This is a genomic window from Calditrichota bacterium, from assembly GCA_013112635.1.
Taxonomy (GTDB): Bacteria; Calditrichota; Calditrichia; order Calditrichales; family J004; genus JABFGF01.
In genome coordinates, this window is the sequence record JABFGF010000004.1 from 304,999 (window position 1) to 322,933 (window position 17,935).

A 17,935-nucleotide genomic window follows, 5' to 3' on the forward strand; every position below is an offset into this window, starting at 1 on the left:
CGCTTTAAAAAACCAATAATTCTAATCATGGCAAAGAGAACAATCAAAGCATTCTCTGCTAACTCTGCGCCCTCTGTGGTAAATAAAAATACTCTGAAAGAAGGAAAAGTATTGAACCCAATAAGACGCATAAAAGGCACACAGGATATTCTGCCAGATGAATCTCCAAAATGGGCGGCATTGGAGCAAACCATCCGCCAACAAATGGAATTGTTTAATTATAAAGAAATCCGTACACCCGTTTTTGAACTGACCGATCTTTTTGCACGTGGCATTGGTGAGCTGACAGATATCGTCTCCAAGGAGATGTACACCTTTCAGGACCGTTCTAAAAAGAGCATAACCCTCAAGCCGGAAATGACAGCGCCGGTTATACGCGCCTATATTGAAAACAATCTTCAAGCCAAAGCGCAGATTAATAAGCTTTTTTACATAGCCTCACTGTTTCGCCAGGAAAATCCACAAGCCGGACGGCTAAGACAGTTTAACCAATTTGGCGCGGAATTTATCGGGAACGGTGGCCCGGAAGCTGATGCTGAGACAATCAGTTTGGCACTTGGCATTTTTAAAGCAATTGGTCTTCAAGGACTGGAACTGCGCATAAATTCTGTCGGCGATGCAGAATCCCGGGAACCGTACAAAAAGATCTTGCAGGATTTTCTGCGCAACGAAATTTCTGAACCTTCAGAAGAACTGTCAAAAAGAATTGAAAATAATCCTCTGCGTGTTTTGGATAGTAAAGATCCAAGCTTGCAGGAAATTATCGGCCGGGCCCCAAAATTAATTGATCACCTAAATGAAGCTTCTTCACAACATTATCAAACGGTAAAAAATATTTTAGGCGCCCAGGATATCACTTTTGTGGAAGATACAACCCTTGTCCGCGGACTCGATTATTATACGCATACGGTTTATGAAATTACCAGCTCCGGAATTGGCGCACAAAATGCAATTTGTGGTGGCGGCCGTTATGATTTATTGGGTCAGGAGATTTCCGGTAAACCTGTACCTGCAGTTGGATTTGCTGCCGGAATAGAACGAATTTTGATGGTTCTGGAAAGCCAGCAAAAAGATATTGCCAAACCAAAAGGACTGGATATTTTTATTGTCGCACTTGGCGGGGAAGCAGTTGCCAAATCACAAAATTGGTTAAAGAAATTACGAGAAACCGGTTATTCAACAGATACCGATTTTTTAAAGCGCAGTATGAAAGCACAGTTCCGGGAAGCTAACCGGCAACAGGCACAATTTGTATTAATCCTTGGCGAAAATGAATTACAGAAAAATATTTTTTCCGTTAAAAATATGGAATCCGGTGAGCAGCAAGATGTAGCAGTTGATGAAGTGCTTGCTTTTTTAGAAAACAATTTAGCGAAATAAGTTTAAAAACTATTTATCGCTGAGATCGCAAAGTACACAGAGAAGAATTAATAGTATTTTTATGTTCCCACTCGTGTAAACCGTGATATTCGTGGACAAAAATTAAACTGTAAAAGGATCATCAAAAGCATTTTTATATTTGATCGAAATATGTTGAAACCCTTATCAAAAAATAGAATAAAATTTTATCAAAAACTGAATCAGAAGAAATTCCGTGATAAAGAGAATCTGTATATAATAAGCGGTCTGCGCGGTGTTCAGTCTGCTTTGGAGAACGATGCCGGTTGCGCATTTGAAATAATTATTGAGGACGGGAAAGAAAATCTTCTGGAGAAAATTGGTATCAATCAGCATAAAAATGCCACCACAGTTTCAGCAAAAGATTTTAAACTTTTAAATGATGAAATAAATCCGCAGGGTATTTGCCTTATAGCAAAAAAAACGGCAACAGCTTTTAACGTCGATTTGATTCAACCGGGGCAAATTATTTTTCTCGATCGGATTAGCGATCCGGGTAATCTGGGTACAATTTTAAGAAGCGCTGCCTGGTTTGGAATTAAGACCATTTTGCTTAGTGCAAACTCAGCAGATCCATTTCAACCAAAAGTAGTTCGTTCTTCTGCAGGGGCAATTAACTCTGTCAGTATTTTTGAGAATGTTACCAGCCTTGAAATTTCGCAAATCAAATCCCAAAAAGATTACAAAATATTTGGGACCGATGTAGTTAATGGACGTAGTTTGGCCGCCACTACATTTAGTGAAAAAACGCTTTTTTTGTTTGGCAGCGAGGCCCATGGCCTGGATAATGAATACAAAAATTTATGTGATGAAAACACCTTAATTCCTAAAACAGGAACAGGGGAATCTTTGAATTTGGCTAATGCGGCATCGATTGTTATGTACCAGGCCAGTTTAAATAAATAAACAGAAGCTGTCTCTGATAGCGATCTCACAATAATAATATTCTAAAAGGAAAAACAATGCTTGTTGTAATGAAAAACAATGCGGAAGAAAAAGACATTGCCGCGGTTGTAGAAGCTATTGAAGCACTTGGTTTTAAAGCCCGGCCGATCCCGGGAAGTAACCGCACCGCCATTGGTACAATTGGTAATACCGGGCAGGTTGATGATACATCGATCCGCGGGCTTGATGGCATAAAAGAAATTGTGCATATCACTAAACCATATAAACTGGCCAGCCGTGATTTCCACCCGGCAGATACAATTGTGCGCATTGCCGATTCTACATTTGGCGCCAATGATTTTACGATTATTGCAGGTCCTTGCTCAATTGAATCTGAGGAACAAATCAATAAATCAGCAGAGTTCCTTTCGTCAAAGGGAGTTAAGATTTTACGTGGCGGTGCTTTTAAACCACGCACCAGCCCATATGCCTTTCAGGGCTTGGGAGTTGAGGGATTGAAAATGCTGGCAGAAGCCGGGCACAAAAATGGAATGCGGGTAATCAGTGAAGCAATTGATATCGTATCACTTGAAGATGTAGTTGAGCATAGCGATATTATCCAGATTGGAGCAAGGAATATGCAAAATTTCCCTTTGCTGAAAGCCGCCGGAAAAGCCAGTAAGCCAATCTTGCTAAAACGAGGACTCTCAGCCACATTGGATGAAATGTTACTATCTGCAGAATATATTTTAAATGAAGGCAATCAGAATATCATAATGTGTGAACGCGGCGTACGTACGTTTGATAACCATTCACGCAACACGCTGGATATAACAGCTGTTCCGGTTCTTCAGGAAAAATCGCATTTACCAATTATTATTGATCCAAGCCATGCAACCGGCAACCGTAAAAGGGTTACGCCGGTTTCTAAAGCTGCCCTTGCTGTTGGTGCCCATGGCTTAATTGTAGAAGTGCATCCGGAACCGTCTAAAGCATTATCCGATGGTGCTCAATCATTAACGTTTGATCAATTTGACGAACTTATAAATGAGCTGAAACCCATCGCTAAAGTAACAGGCAAAAAACTGTGAATAAAATAAAGATTCCGGAACCGGTAGAAGCACTTGTTGTTGTATTATTGTCCTTTAGCGGACTTGTACTGTTTTCTTTAACATTCCTCGGCTTTATATCCGGTGGCACAGAAAACCAATCTGACACAACTCTTTTTTCTATGATTTTTATGTTTGGCAAGATTGTGTTTTTTGGCCTGCCGGTCTTTTACTGTTATAAAAAAAATTATCCTCTCCAAAAAATATTTAAGATTAAACCTGTTTCAAAAGAAGTAATAATTTTTTCCATAATTATCGGCCTTTCTCTTATTGCAATCACCGATGAAATTCAGCGACTTGTTGATTTGATTGTACCAATGCCCGATTCTATGAAAGAACTTTTAAAGTCGGCAAAAGATGTTGGTGGAATGGAATGGGCTTTACTATTTATCGGCTCTATTTTTATTGCACCATTGGCCGATGAGGGACTTTTCCGCGGTTTCTTGCAAGTTAGCCTGGAAGAAAAAGGCGATCCTGTTCGGGCAGTTATTTTAACATCTGTTACCTGGGCTTTAATTCATATTTCCCCTTACCTGGCCATACCGATTTTCATTTTAGGAATATTTCTGGGTTATCTTTCCTGGAAAACAAAGTCAATTCTACCATCGATTGTAATTCAGGCCTTGTTTGGATTTATTGCGGTCATTCTTTTGGACTCTTCCCTTGAGGAGGGTTTTAATTCGTGGTATTTAATGGGTGATCATGTGTCACCGTTTATACTTATCCTGTCTGGAGGAGGGTTATATTATTCAATTAAAATGATTGATAACCTTGGTGATGAATGAAGGCCACATGTAAAAATAATTTAGTGGAAATCCAGAAAAAAAAGGAATATGTTAAATAACAGTTAGTTAATTTTAATAAAGGAATGTTATGTCATACAAAGTTAGTGCTGTTATCGAAAAAGACTCTAATGGCTATTATGCCTATTGCCCAGAGTTAGAAGGGTGTCAGACCCAAGGTGATTCTTTCGAAGAAGTTACGCTGGCAATTAAAGAAGCAATTGAGCTTTATTTAGAAACCTTACCGGAAAATGAAAGAGTACAGTATCTTAGTCAGGAGATTTATACAACTTCTATAGAGGTACAAGTTGCCTAAGTTACCACGTCTCACAGCTAATGAAGTTGAAAAATTACTATTGTCAAATGGATTTGAATTAATAAGAAGCAAAGGAAGCCACAGGATTTATTGCAAGGATAATAAGCGTCAGATTATTCCTTTCCATTCCGGAAAAGTATTACACCCAAAAATCATAAAACAAGTTTTAAAAATTATTGAAGACTAATTAAATTTATTGTTATTTCCAACTCGACTTCACTCATGTATTCCCAACTTCAATTGTAACTTCTTCCATTTTAGATCTTAGAAAATCAATAACTGTCTGTTCTGCCTCAATCACTTCAATGGCATTTGCGTTGCGCAGGGAATCCCAAACAGCCTGTGGTGAAACACCTTCTAAATCAGCAACCTTGTCATAGGTTCCCATCTCTTTATATTTCCAGTATCGGCTGCAATTTATATCGCTCCAGCGCCCTTTTATGGCATAAATAAGTGAATAAAGTGTGTTTATATATTTATCCAATTGAGGGTCCATAGAATGGAAATTAACACGGCTTTTTAATTTCTTCGCCCTGTTCAAAGCAGTATTGGCTCGATGAAAAGCAGGCCCATCCATTTCAATTGGAATATTTGCACCCATTTTCTGGATTCGCCCAAGTCCAATTCCAAAACGGAGTTCGAGTGGAGTAAGCAGCCTTTCAAACTCAATCATAATAGAATGTGCATTTGGAATATTGTGCACAACACCTTGAAACTCATCGCCTTTCGTGATCATAAATTGGGCTTCAATAGACGATGCCCAGTTTTCATTAACCTGAACGATGGCCGACTTTAAGAAGAGCTGCCATTCATAGCGCTCCATCTCTTCCATTTTTTTTGAGCCTTTAATATCGGCAATGATTACGGCGTATTTTGGATTCATAAACTTTGTATTAATGGAATTTTGGAATAATGGAGTGATGCAAATCCCGGCATTCCTTTAATCCAACATTCCAATATTTTCATTGTAGTTTTTTCTGGTGTTGGGCGATTTTTTCCAAAACCGCATTGGCAAGCTTAAGTGCCTCAAGACCATCTTCGGCAGAAACAGCAACAGGCTTATTATTTTGAACAGAATCTACAAAAGAGGCAAGTTCATTTAAAAGCGGGTTTACATCTTTCCGTTGAAGCTTTGTATAATTGATGTCGCGTTTTTGGTCGCCCTGATCTATCTGGCCAAGTGAGAAGGCCATTGCGCTGTCTTTAAAAGATGCCTGCCCCGGTTCCGGAAGATAAAAAATCTCGGAAAAGCCATCTGTAAAATCCAATGAAATATAAGCATTGCGTTGAAATATGCGCATCTTACGCATTTTTTTGGCGGAGATCCTGCTGGCAGTAACATTTGCCACACAACCGTTTTCAAATTCAATCCGCGCGTTTGCAATATCCACATTTGTCGATACAACCCCAACACCACTGGCATCCACTTTTACAGGCTTGCTTTTTACGAGATGTAAAATCAAATCCAGGTCATGAATCATCAAATCAAGAATAACGGCCACATCCGTTCCACGCGGATTAAAAGACGCAAGCCGGTGCGCCTCAACAAAAACTGGATTAATTGCAACATCCTCCAGCGCCAGCATTGATGCGTTAAATCGCTCGATGTGCCCAACCTGGATAATACAATTTTGCTCTTTTGCAAGCCGGATTAAATCTTGTGCTTCCTTTTCGGTTTTTGTGATTGGTTTTTCGATAAAAATATGTTTCTTTTTATTCAATGCCATTTTTGCTATTTCATGATGAGTCGTTGTCGGCGTAACAATATTCAATGCATCAACACTATCAATTAACTGCTCAATCGAATCAAAGGATTTGCACTCCAGCTCTTTGGCCAACTCTTGTGCCTTATTCTGGTCCTGATCATAAATCCCGATTAGTTCTGCCTGCTCAACCTGCTTAAATAATTTTGCGTGTAATTTCCCTAAATGCCCCGTTCCAATCACTGCAACTTTTAGCTTTTCCATTTTTTAGTTTTGCCCCGTTTCCTCATCAATTAATGTAAAAATACCCGTTTTATTTTTGTCAACAAAAGTGAAAACCATTTCGCCATTTTTATCAGTATACTTCCAGATTATATGCGGAACAGAATTAACTGAATATTTTCTGTTTTCGACCTCAGTTGGTTCTCCATACAACAATAAAATTCTTCCACGATCTGTTTGCCATCCTTCTTTAAAGCGATTAGAATATTGTCGTACGGCCTCCGTTACACGCTTGTAAAATTCATCCAATAATTCATTGTATGTTGTATTTGGAGATGGATCGCGCTCCTTCCAAAAAGCAGTGAACCAATTATCAAGCTCTTCAATTTTTAATTCTTTTACTTCCTCAATTTGCTCTTCACTTAAAAGATATTTCATTGGTCTGATTGCTAAATCCGATCTGTATAAATATAATGGCTTTGAAAGCCAGGCTACAGAAAACTGTCGTTCAATTTCAAAATCATCCTGCGCGGTGCCAAAAGAGAAACGTATAAGATAATCCCCTTCTTCAAGCATCTTATAAGGCAAAGCATAGCTTAATTCAAATATTCCGGATTTGTTTGCTACTTGTTTTATAAATGTCTGGCTGATCAAGCTTTTTTCAGAATCATTTCTTTTATAAACCCTGATATTAGTTCCGAGAGAATCAACATCCGGCATTTCAATTGTAGCCATTGCATTGTAAGGGCTGTTAAACTCAATTAAATTCCTTGTTGAAGAAAGCCTTAATTCTGTTTCGTTTTCATTATTTTCATGTGAAAAAAAAGCAATGGCAGATGCTGAAAATTTTGGATTTTCGTTTGGTTTAGCGATCACCAGTTTTCGTTTATTTTTATATTCACGGCTACTCAACAAATCATGTACTTCGATATGAACCTCGTATTCACCGGGAACAATATCTAACCCTTCATCAGCAAAAACTATTTTATAATTTTTTTTCTGGAAATCTTTTCTGGAATTTGTTTTTTCAAAGTCTAATAATTTTTCTTTTTGCTGCCAGGTTTTGGAAAGAAGTGTTTTTTGCTCATCGCGGATAGTAACTGTAATCTGGAATTCTGTTGTAAATTTCCCTTCTGTGCGGGTAAACTGAAGAAAATCATTTTGTATGGAGACAGTAAGATAAAGCAAGGGTTGCCAGTCCGTACCTTGGTAATCCACAAAATAATTAAAACCCACATAGGCCGGCCGGTAAATTTCATAACCATATCGGGAGGTAATTTTTTGAAAATCCTGCTGGTACTCTTGCCCAAAGGTATTAATTACCAGAAAAAAAATAATTAGAAATGATTTTTTCATAAAAACTCCAAGGTTTAATTTAATCGTGACACAGCAGCAAATCAAGGAAAGTAGTTTTAATTTAATCCGCACTCTATACGCTCAAAGCCTGTATAAGATCAATCAATCAAAATAAATTTTCATCATAAAAGAATAAATTTTCTTTTAATAATTACAGTGCTTTTTATTTATTGTGTTTTCTTAATTCTTTAAATCGGTAAATATCTGAAAAAGAAAAACCTTTTCAAGTTAAAAAAAAGTCTCCCATTAACTTTTTAAAAACCCGGACTTTGGATATTAAAACTGCATTATTTGTAAATGATTAAATTAGCACACATATTTTTTTTTATTGATTTTATCTTTATAATGATTTTTTTTTATTCGAATTCATAAACGGAGGTTACTGCCATCAAAGAGAACAAAGAACTCAGCATTTGGGAAGCACTTATTCCCCTCCTTCTGCTAATCGGTTTATTGGCTTATAATGTATATGTTTTTGGCGATGACGCATTAAGCGGTTCTAACCAGTTTATCTTATTGATTGGCGGTGCTATTGCTGCAATTGTTGGGTTTATGAACGGAGTCCCTTATAAAGAAATGATTCGTGGGGTGGCCGGTAATTTTAAATCTACAACTGAAGCAATCCTTATTTTATTGATTGTAGGTGCTTTAGCTGGTACCTGGCTTGTAAGCGGTATTATTCCTGCAATGATTTACTATGGATTAAAAATCTTAAACCCGACAATTTTTTTACCTGCAACAGTGGTAATCTGTGCCATCATCTCCATCGCAACAGGAAGTTCCTGGACTACTTCTGCCACTGTTGGCATTGCGTTAATTGGAATTGGAAAAACATTGGGATTGCCGCTGGGAATGGTAGCAGGAGCTGTTATTTCCGGCGCTTATTTCGGCGATAAAATGTCCCCGCTTTCCGATACAACAAACCTGGCGCCTGCTATGGCCGGTTCTGAATTATTTGACCATATCCGATATATGGCCTTAACCACTGTTCCCAGTATTACCATTGCTTTAATTGTTTTTATAATTTTAGGACTGACTTTTGAAATCAGCGGAACTACAGATACAGATCTTATTTTATCTTCAATAAAGCAATCTTTTAATGTTTCCGGGTGGCTTTTTATCGCCCCGGTTATTGTAGTGTTTTTGATTATTAGAAAAACCAAACCTTTAATTGCTTTAATGGCAGGTGTTTTTCTTGGCGGAATTTTTGCAATTATTTTCCAACCGGATATTTTAAGAGCAATTACAGGAACTCAAAGCTTAACTTTTGAATCTGCCTATATGGGCGTTATGAAAGCAATAACGGTTGATACCACAATTGAAACAAGTAACGCTTCTTTGAACGATCTTTTTTCTTCAGGTGGTATGTATGGCATGATGACCACCATTTGGCTTGTAATTTGTGCGATGGTATTTGGTGGGATTATGGAGGCAATTGGTGCGCTGCAGAGAATCAGTAATTCATTGTTAAACCTGGCGAAATCTGTGTTTGGTCTTTTTGCAAGCACTGTTGCCAGTTGTGTTGTTTTAAATACAACTGCTTCGGATCAGTACCTGGCCATTGTGGTTCCCGGTAAGATGTTTTCAAAAGCATATAAAGATCGTGATCTGGCACCTGAAAATCTGAGCCGTACTTTAGAAGATTCCGGCACTGTAACCTCTGTCCTGGTTCCTTGGAATACATGCGGCGCTTATCAATCGGGTGTATTAGGTGTGCCAGTTGCTGATTTCTTTTTTTATGCCGTTTTTAATTATATCAGCCCGTTTATGACTCTATTATTTGCATTCTTTCAAATAAAGATTAGAAAGCTTTCCAGTTCTGTAGAAAAAATCAAATAATGGTTTGGTTGAGGACAATTATTACGGAAAACAGAGAAAGCTTAAATAAGCTCATCCACATTATCTTCATTAATTGCAGGGCAGCCGGAAAGTAACAAATGCTCATTAAGAGGATGTTGAAGTACAAGCAGTGGAAATGATGCTAGATGAAGAGTATTAAAATATTCTTCAAGCCTCCCTCCGGAACTGACATATAAAAATAAAACCTGGCTCACTTGCTTAAACAAAAGATTGTCCCTTTTATCAATGTCGCTTTTTGCAGCCCTTTTTTGTCGACTTTGCGCTGAGATAAGTAACAATTTATTTTCATCATCTAACGTGTGTAACTTTTGGCTAATTTTCAATTGTGATAAATCTTTTGCCGTATAGAAAATAATATTGGCCTGCATTTTATTATTCGTTTTTTCAACCATTTTTTTTTCCAGAGGTGCCTGCCACCCACCTGCAATAGAAATATTCTTTTCCATCAATTTTGAAAACAATTTTTCTGCAAAAGGATAAATTTCCTTCGGTGTTTCTTTTGATGAAAAAACAGCAATTATTTTTTGGCTTAATAATTCAATATTACCTTGTGACTCAAACTGAGTAAGTAATTTCATATATCACGTTATTAAAATGATGAATTATTTTAGCTTAGCAAATCAACGTTATTTTATCAAGTTGAATTTTTGACAAAAAAAAACCTCGCCGTTTCCGGAGAGGTAAATTTAAAAACCAAACATTTATTTTTTTCTATGATAAAAGTGATGCCAGGATAATTCCAAGAATCAGCCAGATTGGAATCGAAATAAGTAAAGCCCAGATAATTCCATTCGCCGTCTTTAGTGAAGTTGCTAATCCTTTTTTCTCCAAAGCACGGTTAATTTTCATTCGTACTTCTTCAATATGGAAGGGTTTGGTCAAATAATCATATGCGCCTTTTTTAATAGCCTCAACTGCAGTTTCAATTGTTGGATGAGCAGTGATCATCAAAAAAATCACTTTCTTGTCATCATTTCTTACTCTTTTTAAGAGCTCAATACCATCCATTTCCGGCATATAAAGGTCTGACAGAACTACATCAATTTTATTATTCTTAATTACTTCCAGCGCTTCTGCCCCACCACTTGCTACATATGGAACATAATTCATGCTTTTTAAAACATTATGTAAGGTATCCCTTACATCTTCTTCATCATCGACAACTAAAATATGGCGGCTTTCACTCATTTTTCAGATTCTCCAAATCAATAGGATTGTACATTTTGTGACATCGGATTAAATATATAATAATTTAGCAATAATTTCATTATTTAAGAAGCAGTTTGCTTGATGTTTTTTTCAATGGTCTCTTTAAAACTTGTCCATCTAAACTCATCCAGTAACTGCCCTAATTTGGAGAGATTATTTTTTATGTTATAATAATGTCTTGCAGATTGAATTTTACCCAACTCAACCTTTGGTTGGTCTGCATCAAATTCCCAGGGATGCATATACATGATTGCCGGAATTCCCTCTTTATTTACTGATTTTATTCCCATTCGGGTAAACCAGTTTGGGAAAATTCGCAAATAGCCGCCGCCACCAAAAGGAATATTTTTTCCAAAAAACTTCATGGTAGACATTGGAAATTCTGTTAAACTTTTTTCTTCCTTTTCAATTGCGGTGTAAACTGATCTCGGTGATAAGGGTACTCCATAGCGGTCATGCCAAATTGGGTAAATTGATGAATCGTATTCAAGGCCCAGTTTAAGCATTATTTCCCAGGCCCAAAAGGTTTCTTCCACAACACTAAAAGTTGGTGCCCTGAAACCAATTACTTTGTGGCCTGAAATGTCTTCAAGTATTTTAATAGATTCCCCAAGATCTTTTTCAAATTCTTCCGGAGTAAGCTTTGTTACCATTCTGTGCATAAGCCCATGGGAAGCAATTTCGTGCCCGTTATCTACAATTTTGCGGATCATGTCAGGATGTTCATTGGCAACCCAACCCAACGTAAAAAAAGTAGCTTTTACATTTTTTTCTTCAAAAAGGGTTAAAAGTTTTTCTACATTTTCGTGGACTCGGTAACTTTGTTCGGACCATATTTCGGTTGGAAACTGATATTGTAAGGCTTCGGGGTGAAACCATTCTTCAACATCAACAGATAGTATATTCTCGATCATTAAAATCCCATTTTAAGCTTGCAGTAGTTTTCTGTATTTGGTTGGTGAAACACCTTTGCGTTTTTTAAAAGACCTGCTAAAACTTGATAATTCACTATACCCAAGGAGCATTGAAATATCTTTTGCCGGCAAATTGACTTTTGTAAAAATTATATCTTCATAGTAATTTAAAACAGTTTGCATAAAAGAGCGAAAAGATAAATTTGTTTCACGTTTAAATTCCTGGCTAAAATACCCTGCGCTAATATTTAAATAATCAGAAATTGCAATAATATTACAATCCCTTATTGGCGCAGTCTCAATATAATCCATTGCTTCTTTCATTCTCTTGGAAAGCAAATCATATTTTATTCCTAATTCTTCATAAGGAATTTTTCTCCAAAAATCATTTTTCAGCTGAACAAATAATTCGCTTAAATTTGATTTCCTATTTTCGCCTATAATCATTTTTACTTTAGATGTTCTGGCTATCTCGGGGATTTCGACATAGTTGAGAGAATGATTGTAAAAGATTGTTGACAGATCGGGGGTATAAAGTTGTGTGTTAGAAATACTTTTTATTGTTTGGTGATTTAAATCAGAGACTAAAATAAATAAATAGTCCAGATAAGCGCCATTTTTGTTTACCTCATCCAAAGAGTTTACAAAATCTCCCTTTATTTCACCCACAGTGTTAAGCAGGCTTGCAATTTCCTGCCTAATTTTATCATCTTGGGTAACGATTAGCCCTTTGTACATATTGTCAATCCCCCTTTTGTCCAAAAATCTATTCTAAATATTAGAGTTTCGCAATAAGAAGGATTGTGATTAATGTTGCTAAAAAAAGGATTTGTTTCTAACGGACAACTATAATCTTACCAGAAGTGACTTTTTTATTTTTTTCATTCTTTACAAGGTAAATATATAATCCAGAGCTAACTTTTTTGCCAGCATTGTTTTCAACATTCCAGGCAAAATACGAAGATTGAGTTTTTGTTTTAAAAACAGGTTCGCCCAACATATTATATATTTTTACTTCGGAATTTAAAGGTAAATTGATAAATGAAATCCCGTTTTCCTGCAAATCGGTGCCTGCTTTGTATGGAATAGGAAATACATTTACTTCGCGGCCGGATTCTGTTGTAAATTCATAAATTGGGGACGTGCTGGAAGTACTATCCATTTGCAATGAAACAACCTGATAGTAATATGTTGTATTTTCTTCCAAACCAGCTAAAATATGGAAGTGTTCTTTTGCGAATGATGTTTCTGGTTCTGTTGATATCCATTCAGACGTGGCAACATCCTTCTGTTTATATTCAATTAAATCTTTGGTTTCAATTGAGGTGTTATAGCTAATATTTTTATTAGTCCCAGAGCCGTAAGATTGTACCAGAATGCTTCCATTAACTGTCTGTTGCAGCACGTCTACAGCAAAACCAATTTCTGCCTGTTCACCAAAACTGTCCTGAACTTTCAACAAAAACAATTCAGTGCCATAAAATCCGGAAGGGGCAAAAAATGTCAATTGATAATATGTCATATCGAGAAAGATGCCAATAAAACTACTGCCTTGATTTAGCACACTTATATCAACGATATCTTCAAACCCATCCGCATCAACAATTATCTGGTCCAGATCAATTGTGTGAACAGAGTTTTCGATTATCGATATGGTACCAATAGTATTTAACTGAGGAAGATCATTAACACCGGAAACTGTAACAAGCATTGTATCAAAATCCACATTATTATCAGGATCTCTTAGTTCCAGATAGATTGCTTCTGTTCCAAACCAATCAGCATTGGGTACCAAAGTCATTTCATTACTGCTATCATCAATGATGATATCCAGGTTTAATTCATTTGAATAACTCCATTCTAATTCATCAACAGAATTATTAGGATCGCTGGCGTGTTCATCAAGGCGTATTACATGCTGGTTATCTTCATTAAATGTAACAGAGCTTAACCCGGAAATAGTTGGAGCATTGGCTTGATCCTGCCTAAAAATAGTTATTTCACTTGTGTCTTTTGCGGCGCCAGGGTCACTTACAAAAATCTGGATTTTTTCCTGTCCCAACCATGAATCAGCTACTGAAAAAGTGGCAATACCACTCTCATCGATCGCTACTGTTACATTTGTAGCAGAAGAGGATGTCCAGCTTAAATCACCCAAATCATTGTCAATATCGGTTGAATAATTTTGCAAGTTTATCTGGCGACTAAGCTGCGCAGATAAATTTACAGCTGGGAGAGCAGATAAATGTGGTCTGTCATTTACCGGAACAACCGTTACTGAAACCTGGGCGCTGTCTTTATTTTGATTCGGATCAGTCACATACAGCCAAACATCTTCTGAACCATTCCAGTTTTCCTCCGGTATAAAAGTCGCAATATTTGTAGTATGATCAATATTTATTGCAACTTTATCACCCGTACCATTGTGCCAAAACAAATTTTGAACAGGATCATCAGCATCTGTAACATAATCGTTTAAGGCCAACTGATCACTTCCATCTTCATTAAACTCTACTTGTGGTAATGTTCCAATTTGTGGCCCGCTTGTTCCACCAAGAACACGTACTAACAAAATTGCCTCTCCTGTAGCGTCAGAAGGATCTGTAACACTTACCAAAACATAATCAAAACCCGATGAGTCCGTTAAAGCAGTAATTGTTAATTCTTTAGTTGTTTCATTAAAACTTAAACTGGTTCTAATCTCATTTGAAAAAGACCATGAAAGGTCATCATCACTATCATCTACATCTGTAACATATGGAGAGAGATTTATAACTACAGAACCATTGGGTTCAAGTACTTGTTCAGGCAGGGCTGATATTTCAGGTGCATCATTTATGGCAGTTACGGTGACTGTGAAAGTCGTTTGATCTGATAATCCGCCTTCATCTGTGACAGTTGCTGTAATTGTACGTTCACCAAACCAGTTGGCTGCCGGTTTTATAGTCAGCACATCGTCATTTACAGTTAAAGTAATTGAATTTGTTGTTTCAGCTGCGAAAATCAAATCCTCAATATTGCTATCAGAATCTGTAACATAATCAGAAAGTTTCAGGTTTATCTGAGTATCTTCATCCAGTTCCTGGTTCGGAACTTCAAGGAAAACCGGGGCTTCGGAAGAACTGCCACCTTCGGTTGATTTAGCAGTAAATATTTTGCTGTCATAAAAGCCTTCGTCATCTGCTGCTTTAATTGTCAGTTTTTCCTGACCTGTCCAATTTGATGGTGTTGTAATTGTAATTATTTTGTTAGCAAGACTAACTGTCAGTTTATTATCACCGGAATATGACCACACAAGTTGAGCATTGTCATCATCAGGATCATCTGCTAAAGATGCTAAATTTATAGTGATTGTTGTATCGGCAGGTAAAACCTGTTGAGAAGGCAGCCCGCTTATTTTGGGAACAGCCAAACTAATCTCATCCGAATATTCACCTGCATTAAGTGAATAGTCTACCGCTCTTAAACGATAAAAATATTGAACACCCTTCTCAAAATTATCATCTGCATAACTGTTATGTGGATGTTGGACACAATCTATTTGGGTTGACGCATTTGCCGATGTGCTGCGAAAAATACGATATAAATAGAGATCTGATTCCGAGCCTGCATTCCAGGATAAGTTTAATTGATTTTGGGCATTTACAGATTGCAGAAACAGCACAATAAATATTATAGTTGTTTTTATTTTATTACTTAACATCAATTTTTACCTCCTCAGAAAAAGCGCTTTCTACACTATTCATAATAGAGGTTACGCATATAAAAATGGTGTTTGATGTATTCGATGGTTTTTTAAATTCATATAAGTTTTCACGAATTAAGCTTGGATTGATTTTTTTCCAAGGTGCATCCGGCCGGGTTTTAGCATACACGTTATAGACTGCTCCGTACACTTTGCCCCAATGAATAACAATGCGATCTTCTTTTATCTCAGAATAAACGTTGGATGGCGGCCTACTCTTTTTAATGCGGTGAGAAGTATATCTGGTACCCGGAGTTTTAATTTTAATTCCCGGCAAATTAAATCTAAATGTAAAGCCAACCCTGTGTGTATTTCCAAGGTCTTCAAAAGCATAAAAAGTATAATCAACCAAGTACTTTTGATCAATATTAAGCCCGGCACCATATCCGGGAGTAAATTTTTGGTCTGCTCTAAACTGGTTTCCAAAACGAAGGGAAAAAGTTTTTAATAAAGTATATTCCAAACCTGTGGAAAGGGCAAAATCGCTATCAATAGATTTTACTCCGTCAACTGCAATCTTTAACCCCGTATTACGAATTTTGTACGCTAATCCCGCACGATAAACAAATGGAATTTTTTCTTTTACAGAATCGTATTGAATATTTCCACCAAGATTTTGAACAACCAAACCCAAGGTTAAACCCGGTACAAACATATAGACATAAACCCCGGCATCAATGGCAATACCACTTGCCCTGTAACTTGCAAGCTCTTCTGTAAAATATTTAACACCTAACCCAACATAAAGGCTGCGATCAATTTTATACCCTAGCCCAAGATTAACAATACTACTGGAGACATTTATATCACCAGCTGGTATTCCAAAATGGTTTTTACTTTGAATTGCAGGCATCCAAAAATGCGAGATACCAATCGCAACACCCAGTTTCCTGTCAAAATTGTAACCAAATACAATGTTATCGATCCGCGTATCTTCAATCCATTGAGTGTGGTTTAAACCAACCGCACCCATTTTAATATTCGCAAGACCGGCAGGATTGTAATAAAGGGCATTTTCATCGTCTGCTATTGCAGTGAAAGTTTCTCCAAGACCGGCAACCCTTGCACTAAGCCCGGAGCGGAGGAAAATATTACTGGCACCGCCTGCAGAACCGGATGGACTTTGGGAGTATAAAGGGAGGACAAAGAGAATAATTAAAAGGACAACCATATATTTGTTCATACTACTTCCATATTTTTCCCGAGCATAATTGCAACAATAGTGCCATAAGGGAAAACGCATTCATCCAGTGATAATCTGCAATGCTCAAATAAACAGCTTTTGACGCTTGTACAAATATTTTACAAAGAACGTCTTTATTACCTGTGTTTTAGATCAATCTTGAAACAACTTTTGTTAATGACTTAGGCGATACAAGCAGATTTGTATAGCTTGCGTTGGCCAATGGACAGGCACATTCCTTGTTTTTAATGCTTTTCCGGATTTTACCTGCCGACCTGCTGTTCCACACCTTTTCAAAATCATAATCATTTTCACGCAAATTACCCATGGAATCTGCACGTATACAACAGGGCCACACATCTCCATCCGGAGAAATCTGGCACGATGTTACTCCTGCAAAGCAAGGAATATGCTGTTTTTCTTCCAACAAATATTTCTGTACCAATTCATAATATTCAAAACGGAATGACTGGGCAATTTTTGCCACACCGCTTAGTTTGTTCTTTTTCATTTCTGTCACAAGAAAATCAATCACTTTATGATATTTCTCATAAGTTGGCGTAATGGGTTCCTGCATGGTCCCTAATTCGACACGTTCTTCAGCAATCTCTGTTATATATGAATCTGGTTCGAGTTTGATCAATTCCTTATATATATCCGGAAATTTATGGACATTGAAGTTTGAAATTACAGTATGAATGCCAATTGTAAAATTGGGATAATGGCGAAGTTTTGAGAGTTCTTCATAAGTTTTCATCGCCCTTTCCCAATTGCCTGGGAAACCACGAATTTTATCATGCTCCTCGCCGATATCATCCAAAGACAGGTTTATGATTATATCAGAATTTTTACAATACTCAATCATTTCCTTTACTTTGCCAGGTATGATTTTATAAAGACTGCCATTTGTAGGAATATTTATAATTCCCGGCTGAGTATGATCATAAGCTGCTTTAACACAATCGACAATATCCTTTCTTAAAAAAGGCTCGCCACCACTAAACGTAAACCAATAAGGGGCCTTTCCTAATTTTGAAAAGATTTTACTATACTCATCTACTGTCAGGTTTTCTACCCTTTTTTCATACACATTACAGGTCATACAACGCGAATTGCAAGAGTATAAAAGGCTTATTGTAATGTTCACCGGAAGAGGCGCATTTTTTCCACCCAGGCGATAGTGTTTATGAAATCCCGGAATTCGTGAGAGGAGCTGTATTTTTTTTGAAGTCTTTGGATGCATCGTTTCTCCG

The 17,935-nt window shown here is 37.1% G+C and carries 17 protein-coding genes; 7 read left to right on the forward strand and 10 right to left on the reverse strand.

What is annotated here, in order from left to right:
• The first annotated feature begins 27 nt into the window (after window positions 1–27).
• From HND50_12865 to HND50_12890, 6 genes are all read left to right on the forward strand, one after another.
• Window positions 28–1,380: a histidine--tRNA ligase gene (locus tag HND50_12865; protein NOG46126.1), complete on the forward strand. Its 1,353-nt coding sequence runs from the start codon at window positions 28–30 to the stop codon at window positions 1,378–1,380.
• Window positions 1,381–1,530: 150 nt separating this feature from the next.
• Window positions 1,531–2,304, forward strand: coding sequence for an RNA methyltransferase (locus HND50_12870; GenBank protein NOG46127.1), 774 nt, complete (start codon window positions 1,531–1,533; stop codon window positions 2,302–2,304).
• Between the two features lie 56 nt (window positions 2,305–2,360).
• Window positions 2,361–3,374 carry a bifunctional 3-deoxy-7-phosphoheptulonate synthase/chorismate mutase gene (locus HND50_12875; GenBank protein ID NOG46128.1) on the forward strand — a complete coding sequence of 338 codons (1,014 nt, stop codon included), beginning with the start codon at window positions 2,361–2,363 and terminating at the stop codon, window positions 3,372–3,374.
• Window positions 3,371–4,177, forward strand: a complete 807-nt coding sequence (locus tag HND50_12880) for a CPBP family intramembrane metalloprotease (protein ID NOG46129.1) — start codon at window positions 3,371–3,373, stop codon at window positions 4,175–4,177. Before HND50_12875 ends, HND50_12880 begins: the two co-directional genes overlap by 4 nt.
• 88 nt (window positions 4,178–4,265) lie before the next feature.
• Window positions 4,266–4,490, forward strand: coding sequence for a type II toxin-antitoxin system HicB family antitoxin (locus HND50_12885; protein NOG46130.1), 225 nt, complete (start codon window positions 4,266–4,268; stop codon window positions 4,488–4,490).
• Window positions 4,483–4,677 carry an addiction module toxin, HicA family gene (locus tag HND50_12890; protein NOG46131.1) on the forward strand — a complete coding sequence of 65 codons (195 nt, stop codon included), beginning with the start codon at window positions 4,483–4,485 and terminating at the stop codon, window positions 4,675–4,677. Before HND50_12885 ends, HND50_12890 begins: the two co-directional genes overlap by 8 nt.
• A 33-nt stretch (window positions 4,678–4,710) precedes the next feature.
• Here HND50_12890 and HND50_12895 read toward each other — a convergent pair whose 3' ends face one another.
• The 3 genes from HND50_12895 to HND50_12905 form a co-directional block, all read right to left on the reverse strand.
• On the reverse strand, window positions 4,711–5,373 hold the full coding sequence (locus tag HND50_12895) for a hypothetical protein (protein NOG46132.1): 663 nt from the start codon (window positions 5,371–5,373) through the stop codon (window positions 4,711–4,713).
• Between the two features lie 79 nt (window positions 5,374–5,452).
• Window positions 5,453–6,457, reverse strand: a complete 1,005-nt coding sequence (locus tag HND50_12900) for a Gfo/Idh/MocA family oxidoreductase (protein ID NOG46133.1) — start codon at window positions 6,455–6,457, stop codon at window positions 5,453–5,455.
• A gap of 3 nt (window positions 6,458–6,460) precedes the next feature.
• A complete protein-coding gene (locus HND50_12905) occupies window positions 6,461–7,771 on the reverse strand; it encodes a GWxTD domain-containing protein (GenBank protein NOG46134.1) in 1,311 nt (436 codons plus the stop codon).
• Window positions 7,772–8,158: 387 nt separating this feature from the next.
• On the opposite strand from HND50_12905, the gene nhaC reads away from it, so the two are divergent.
• A complete protein-coding gene (gene nhaC, locus HND50_12910; protein ID NOG46135.1) occupies window positions 8,159–9,610 on the forward strand; it encodes a Na+/H+ antiporter NhaC in 1,452 nt (483 codons plus the stop codon).
• Window positions 9,611–9,651: 41 nt separating this feature from the next.
• On the opposite strand, the gene HND50_12915 is transcribed toward nhaC, so the two are convergent.
• The 7 genes from HND50_12915 to HND50_12945 form a co-directional block, all read right to left on the reverse strand.
• Window positions 9,652–10,209: a hypothetical protein gene (locus tag HND50_12915; protein ID NOG46136.1), complete on the reverse strand. Its 558-nt coding sequence runs from the start codon at window positions 10,207–10,209 to the stop codon at window positions 9,652–9,654.
• 133 nt (window positions 10,210–10,342) lie between these two features.
• Entirely contained in the window at window positions 10,343–10,819 is a 477-nt protein-coding gene (locus tag HND50_12920) for a sigma-54-dependent Fis family transcriptional regulator (protein ID NOG46137.1), read from the reverse strand.
• An 83-nt stretch (window positions 10,820–10,902) separates the two neighbouring features.
• The gene (locus tag HND50_12925) at window positions 10,903–11,754 is read right to left on the reverse strand and encodes a DUF3473 domain-containing protein (GenBank protein ID NOG46138.1); all 852 of its coding nucleotides are present in this window, start codon (window positions 11,752–11,754) and stop codon (window positions 10,903–10,905) included.
• 12 nt (window positions 11,755–11,766) lie between these two features.
• The gene (locus HND50_12930; protein ID NOG46139.1) at window positions 11,767–12,492 is read right to left on the reverse strand and encodes a helix-turn-helix transcriptional regulator; all 726 of its coding nucleotides are present in this window, start codon (window positions 12,490–12,492) and stop codon (window positions 11,767–11,769) included.
• 97 nt (window positions 12,493–12,589) lie between these two features.
• On the reverse strand, window positions 12,590–15,457 hold the full coding sequence (locus HND50_12935) for a tandem-95 repeat protein (GenBank protein ID NOG46140.1): 2,868 nt from the start codon (window positions 15,455–15,457) through the stop codon (window positions 12,590–12,592).
• On the reverse strand, window positions 15,447–16,682 hold the full coding sequence (locus tag HND50_12940; GenBank protein NOG46141.1) for a PorV/PorQ family protein: 1,236 nt from the start codon (window positions 16,680–16,682) through the stop codon (window positions 15,447–15,449). Before HND50_12940 ends, HND50_12935 begins: the two co-directional genes overlap by 11 nt.
• 148 nt (window positions 16,683–16,830) lie before the next feature.
• Complete coding sequence (locus tag HND50_12945) at window positions 16,831–17,925, reverse strand: radical SAM protein (GenBank protein NOG46142.1); 1,095 nt, start codon at window positions 17,923–17,925, stop codon at window positions 16,831–16,833.
• Between the last annotated feature and the right edge of the window lie 10 nt (window positions 17,926–17,935).

What these genes read in the sequence shown, in the direction of transcription:
- HND50_12865 (NOG46126.1), top strand. Translation starts at nt 28, where the DNA reads ATGGCAAAGAGAACAATCAAAGCATTCTCTGCTAACTCTGCGCCCTCT.
- HND50_12870 (NOG46127.1), top strand. Translation starts at nt 1,531, where the DNA reads ATGTTGAAACCCTTATCAAAAAATAGAATAAAATTTTATCAAAAACTG.
- HND50_12875 (NOG46128.1), top strand. Translation starts at nt 2,361, where the DNA reads ATGCTTGTTGTAATGAAAAACAATGCGGAAGAAAAAGACATTGCCGCG.
- HND50_12885 (NOG46130.1), top strand. Translation starts at nt 4,266, where the DNA reads ATGTCATACAAAGTTAGTGCTGTTATCGAAAAAGACTCTAATGGCTAT.
- HND50_12895 (NOG46132.1), bottom strand. Translation starts at nt 5,373, where the DNA reads ATGAATCCAAAATACGCCGTAATCATTGCCGATATTAAAGGCTCAAAA.
- HND50_12900 (NOG46133.1), bottom strand. Translation starts at nt 6,457, where the DNA reads ATGGAAAAGCTAAAAGTTGCAGTGATTGGAACGGGGCATTTAGGGAAA.
- HND50_12905 (NOG46134.1), bottom strand. Translation starts at nt 7,771, where the DNA reads ATGAAAAAATCATTTCTAATTATTTTTTTTCTGGTAATTAATACCTTT.
- HND50_12915 (NOG46136.1), bottom strand. Translation starts at nt 10,209, where the DNA reads ATGAAATTACTTACTCAGTTTGAGTCACAAGGTAATATTGAATTATTA.
- HND50_12920 (NOG46137.1), bottom strand. Translation starts at nt 10,819, where the DNA reads ATGAGTGAAAGCCGCCATATTTTAGTTGTCGATGATGAAGAAGATGTA.
- HND50_12925 (NOG46138.1), bottom strand. Translation starts at nt 11,754, where the DNA reads ATGATCGAGAATATACTATCTGTTGATGTTGAAGAATGGTTTCACCCC.
- HND50_12930 (NOG46139.1), bottom strand. Translation starts at nt 12,492, where the DNA reads ATGTACAAAGGGCTAATCGTTACCCAAGATGATAAAATTAGGCAGGAA.
- HND50_12935 (NOG46140.1), bottom strand. Translation starts at nt 15,457, where the DNA reads ATGTTAAGTAATAAAATAAAAACAACTATAATATTTATTGTGCTGTTT.
- HND50_12940 (NOG46141.1), bottom strand. Translation starts at nt 16,682, where the DNA reads ATGAACAAATATATGGTTGTCCTTTTAATTATTCTCTTTGTCCTCCCT.
- HND50_12945 (NOG46142.1), bottom strand. Translation starts at nt 17,925, where the DNA reads ATGCATCCAAAGACTTCAAAAAAAATACAGCTCCTCTCACGAATTCCG.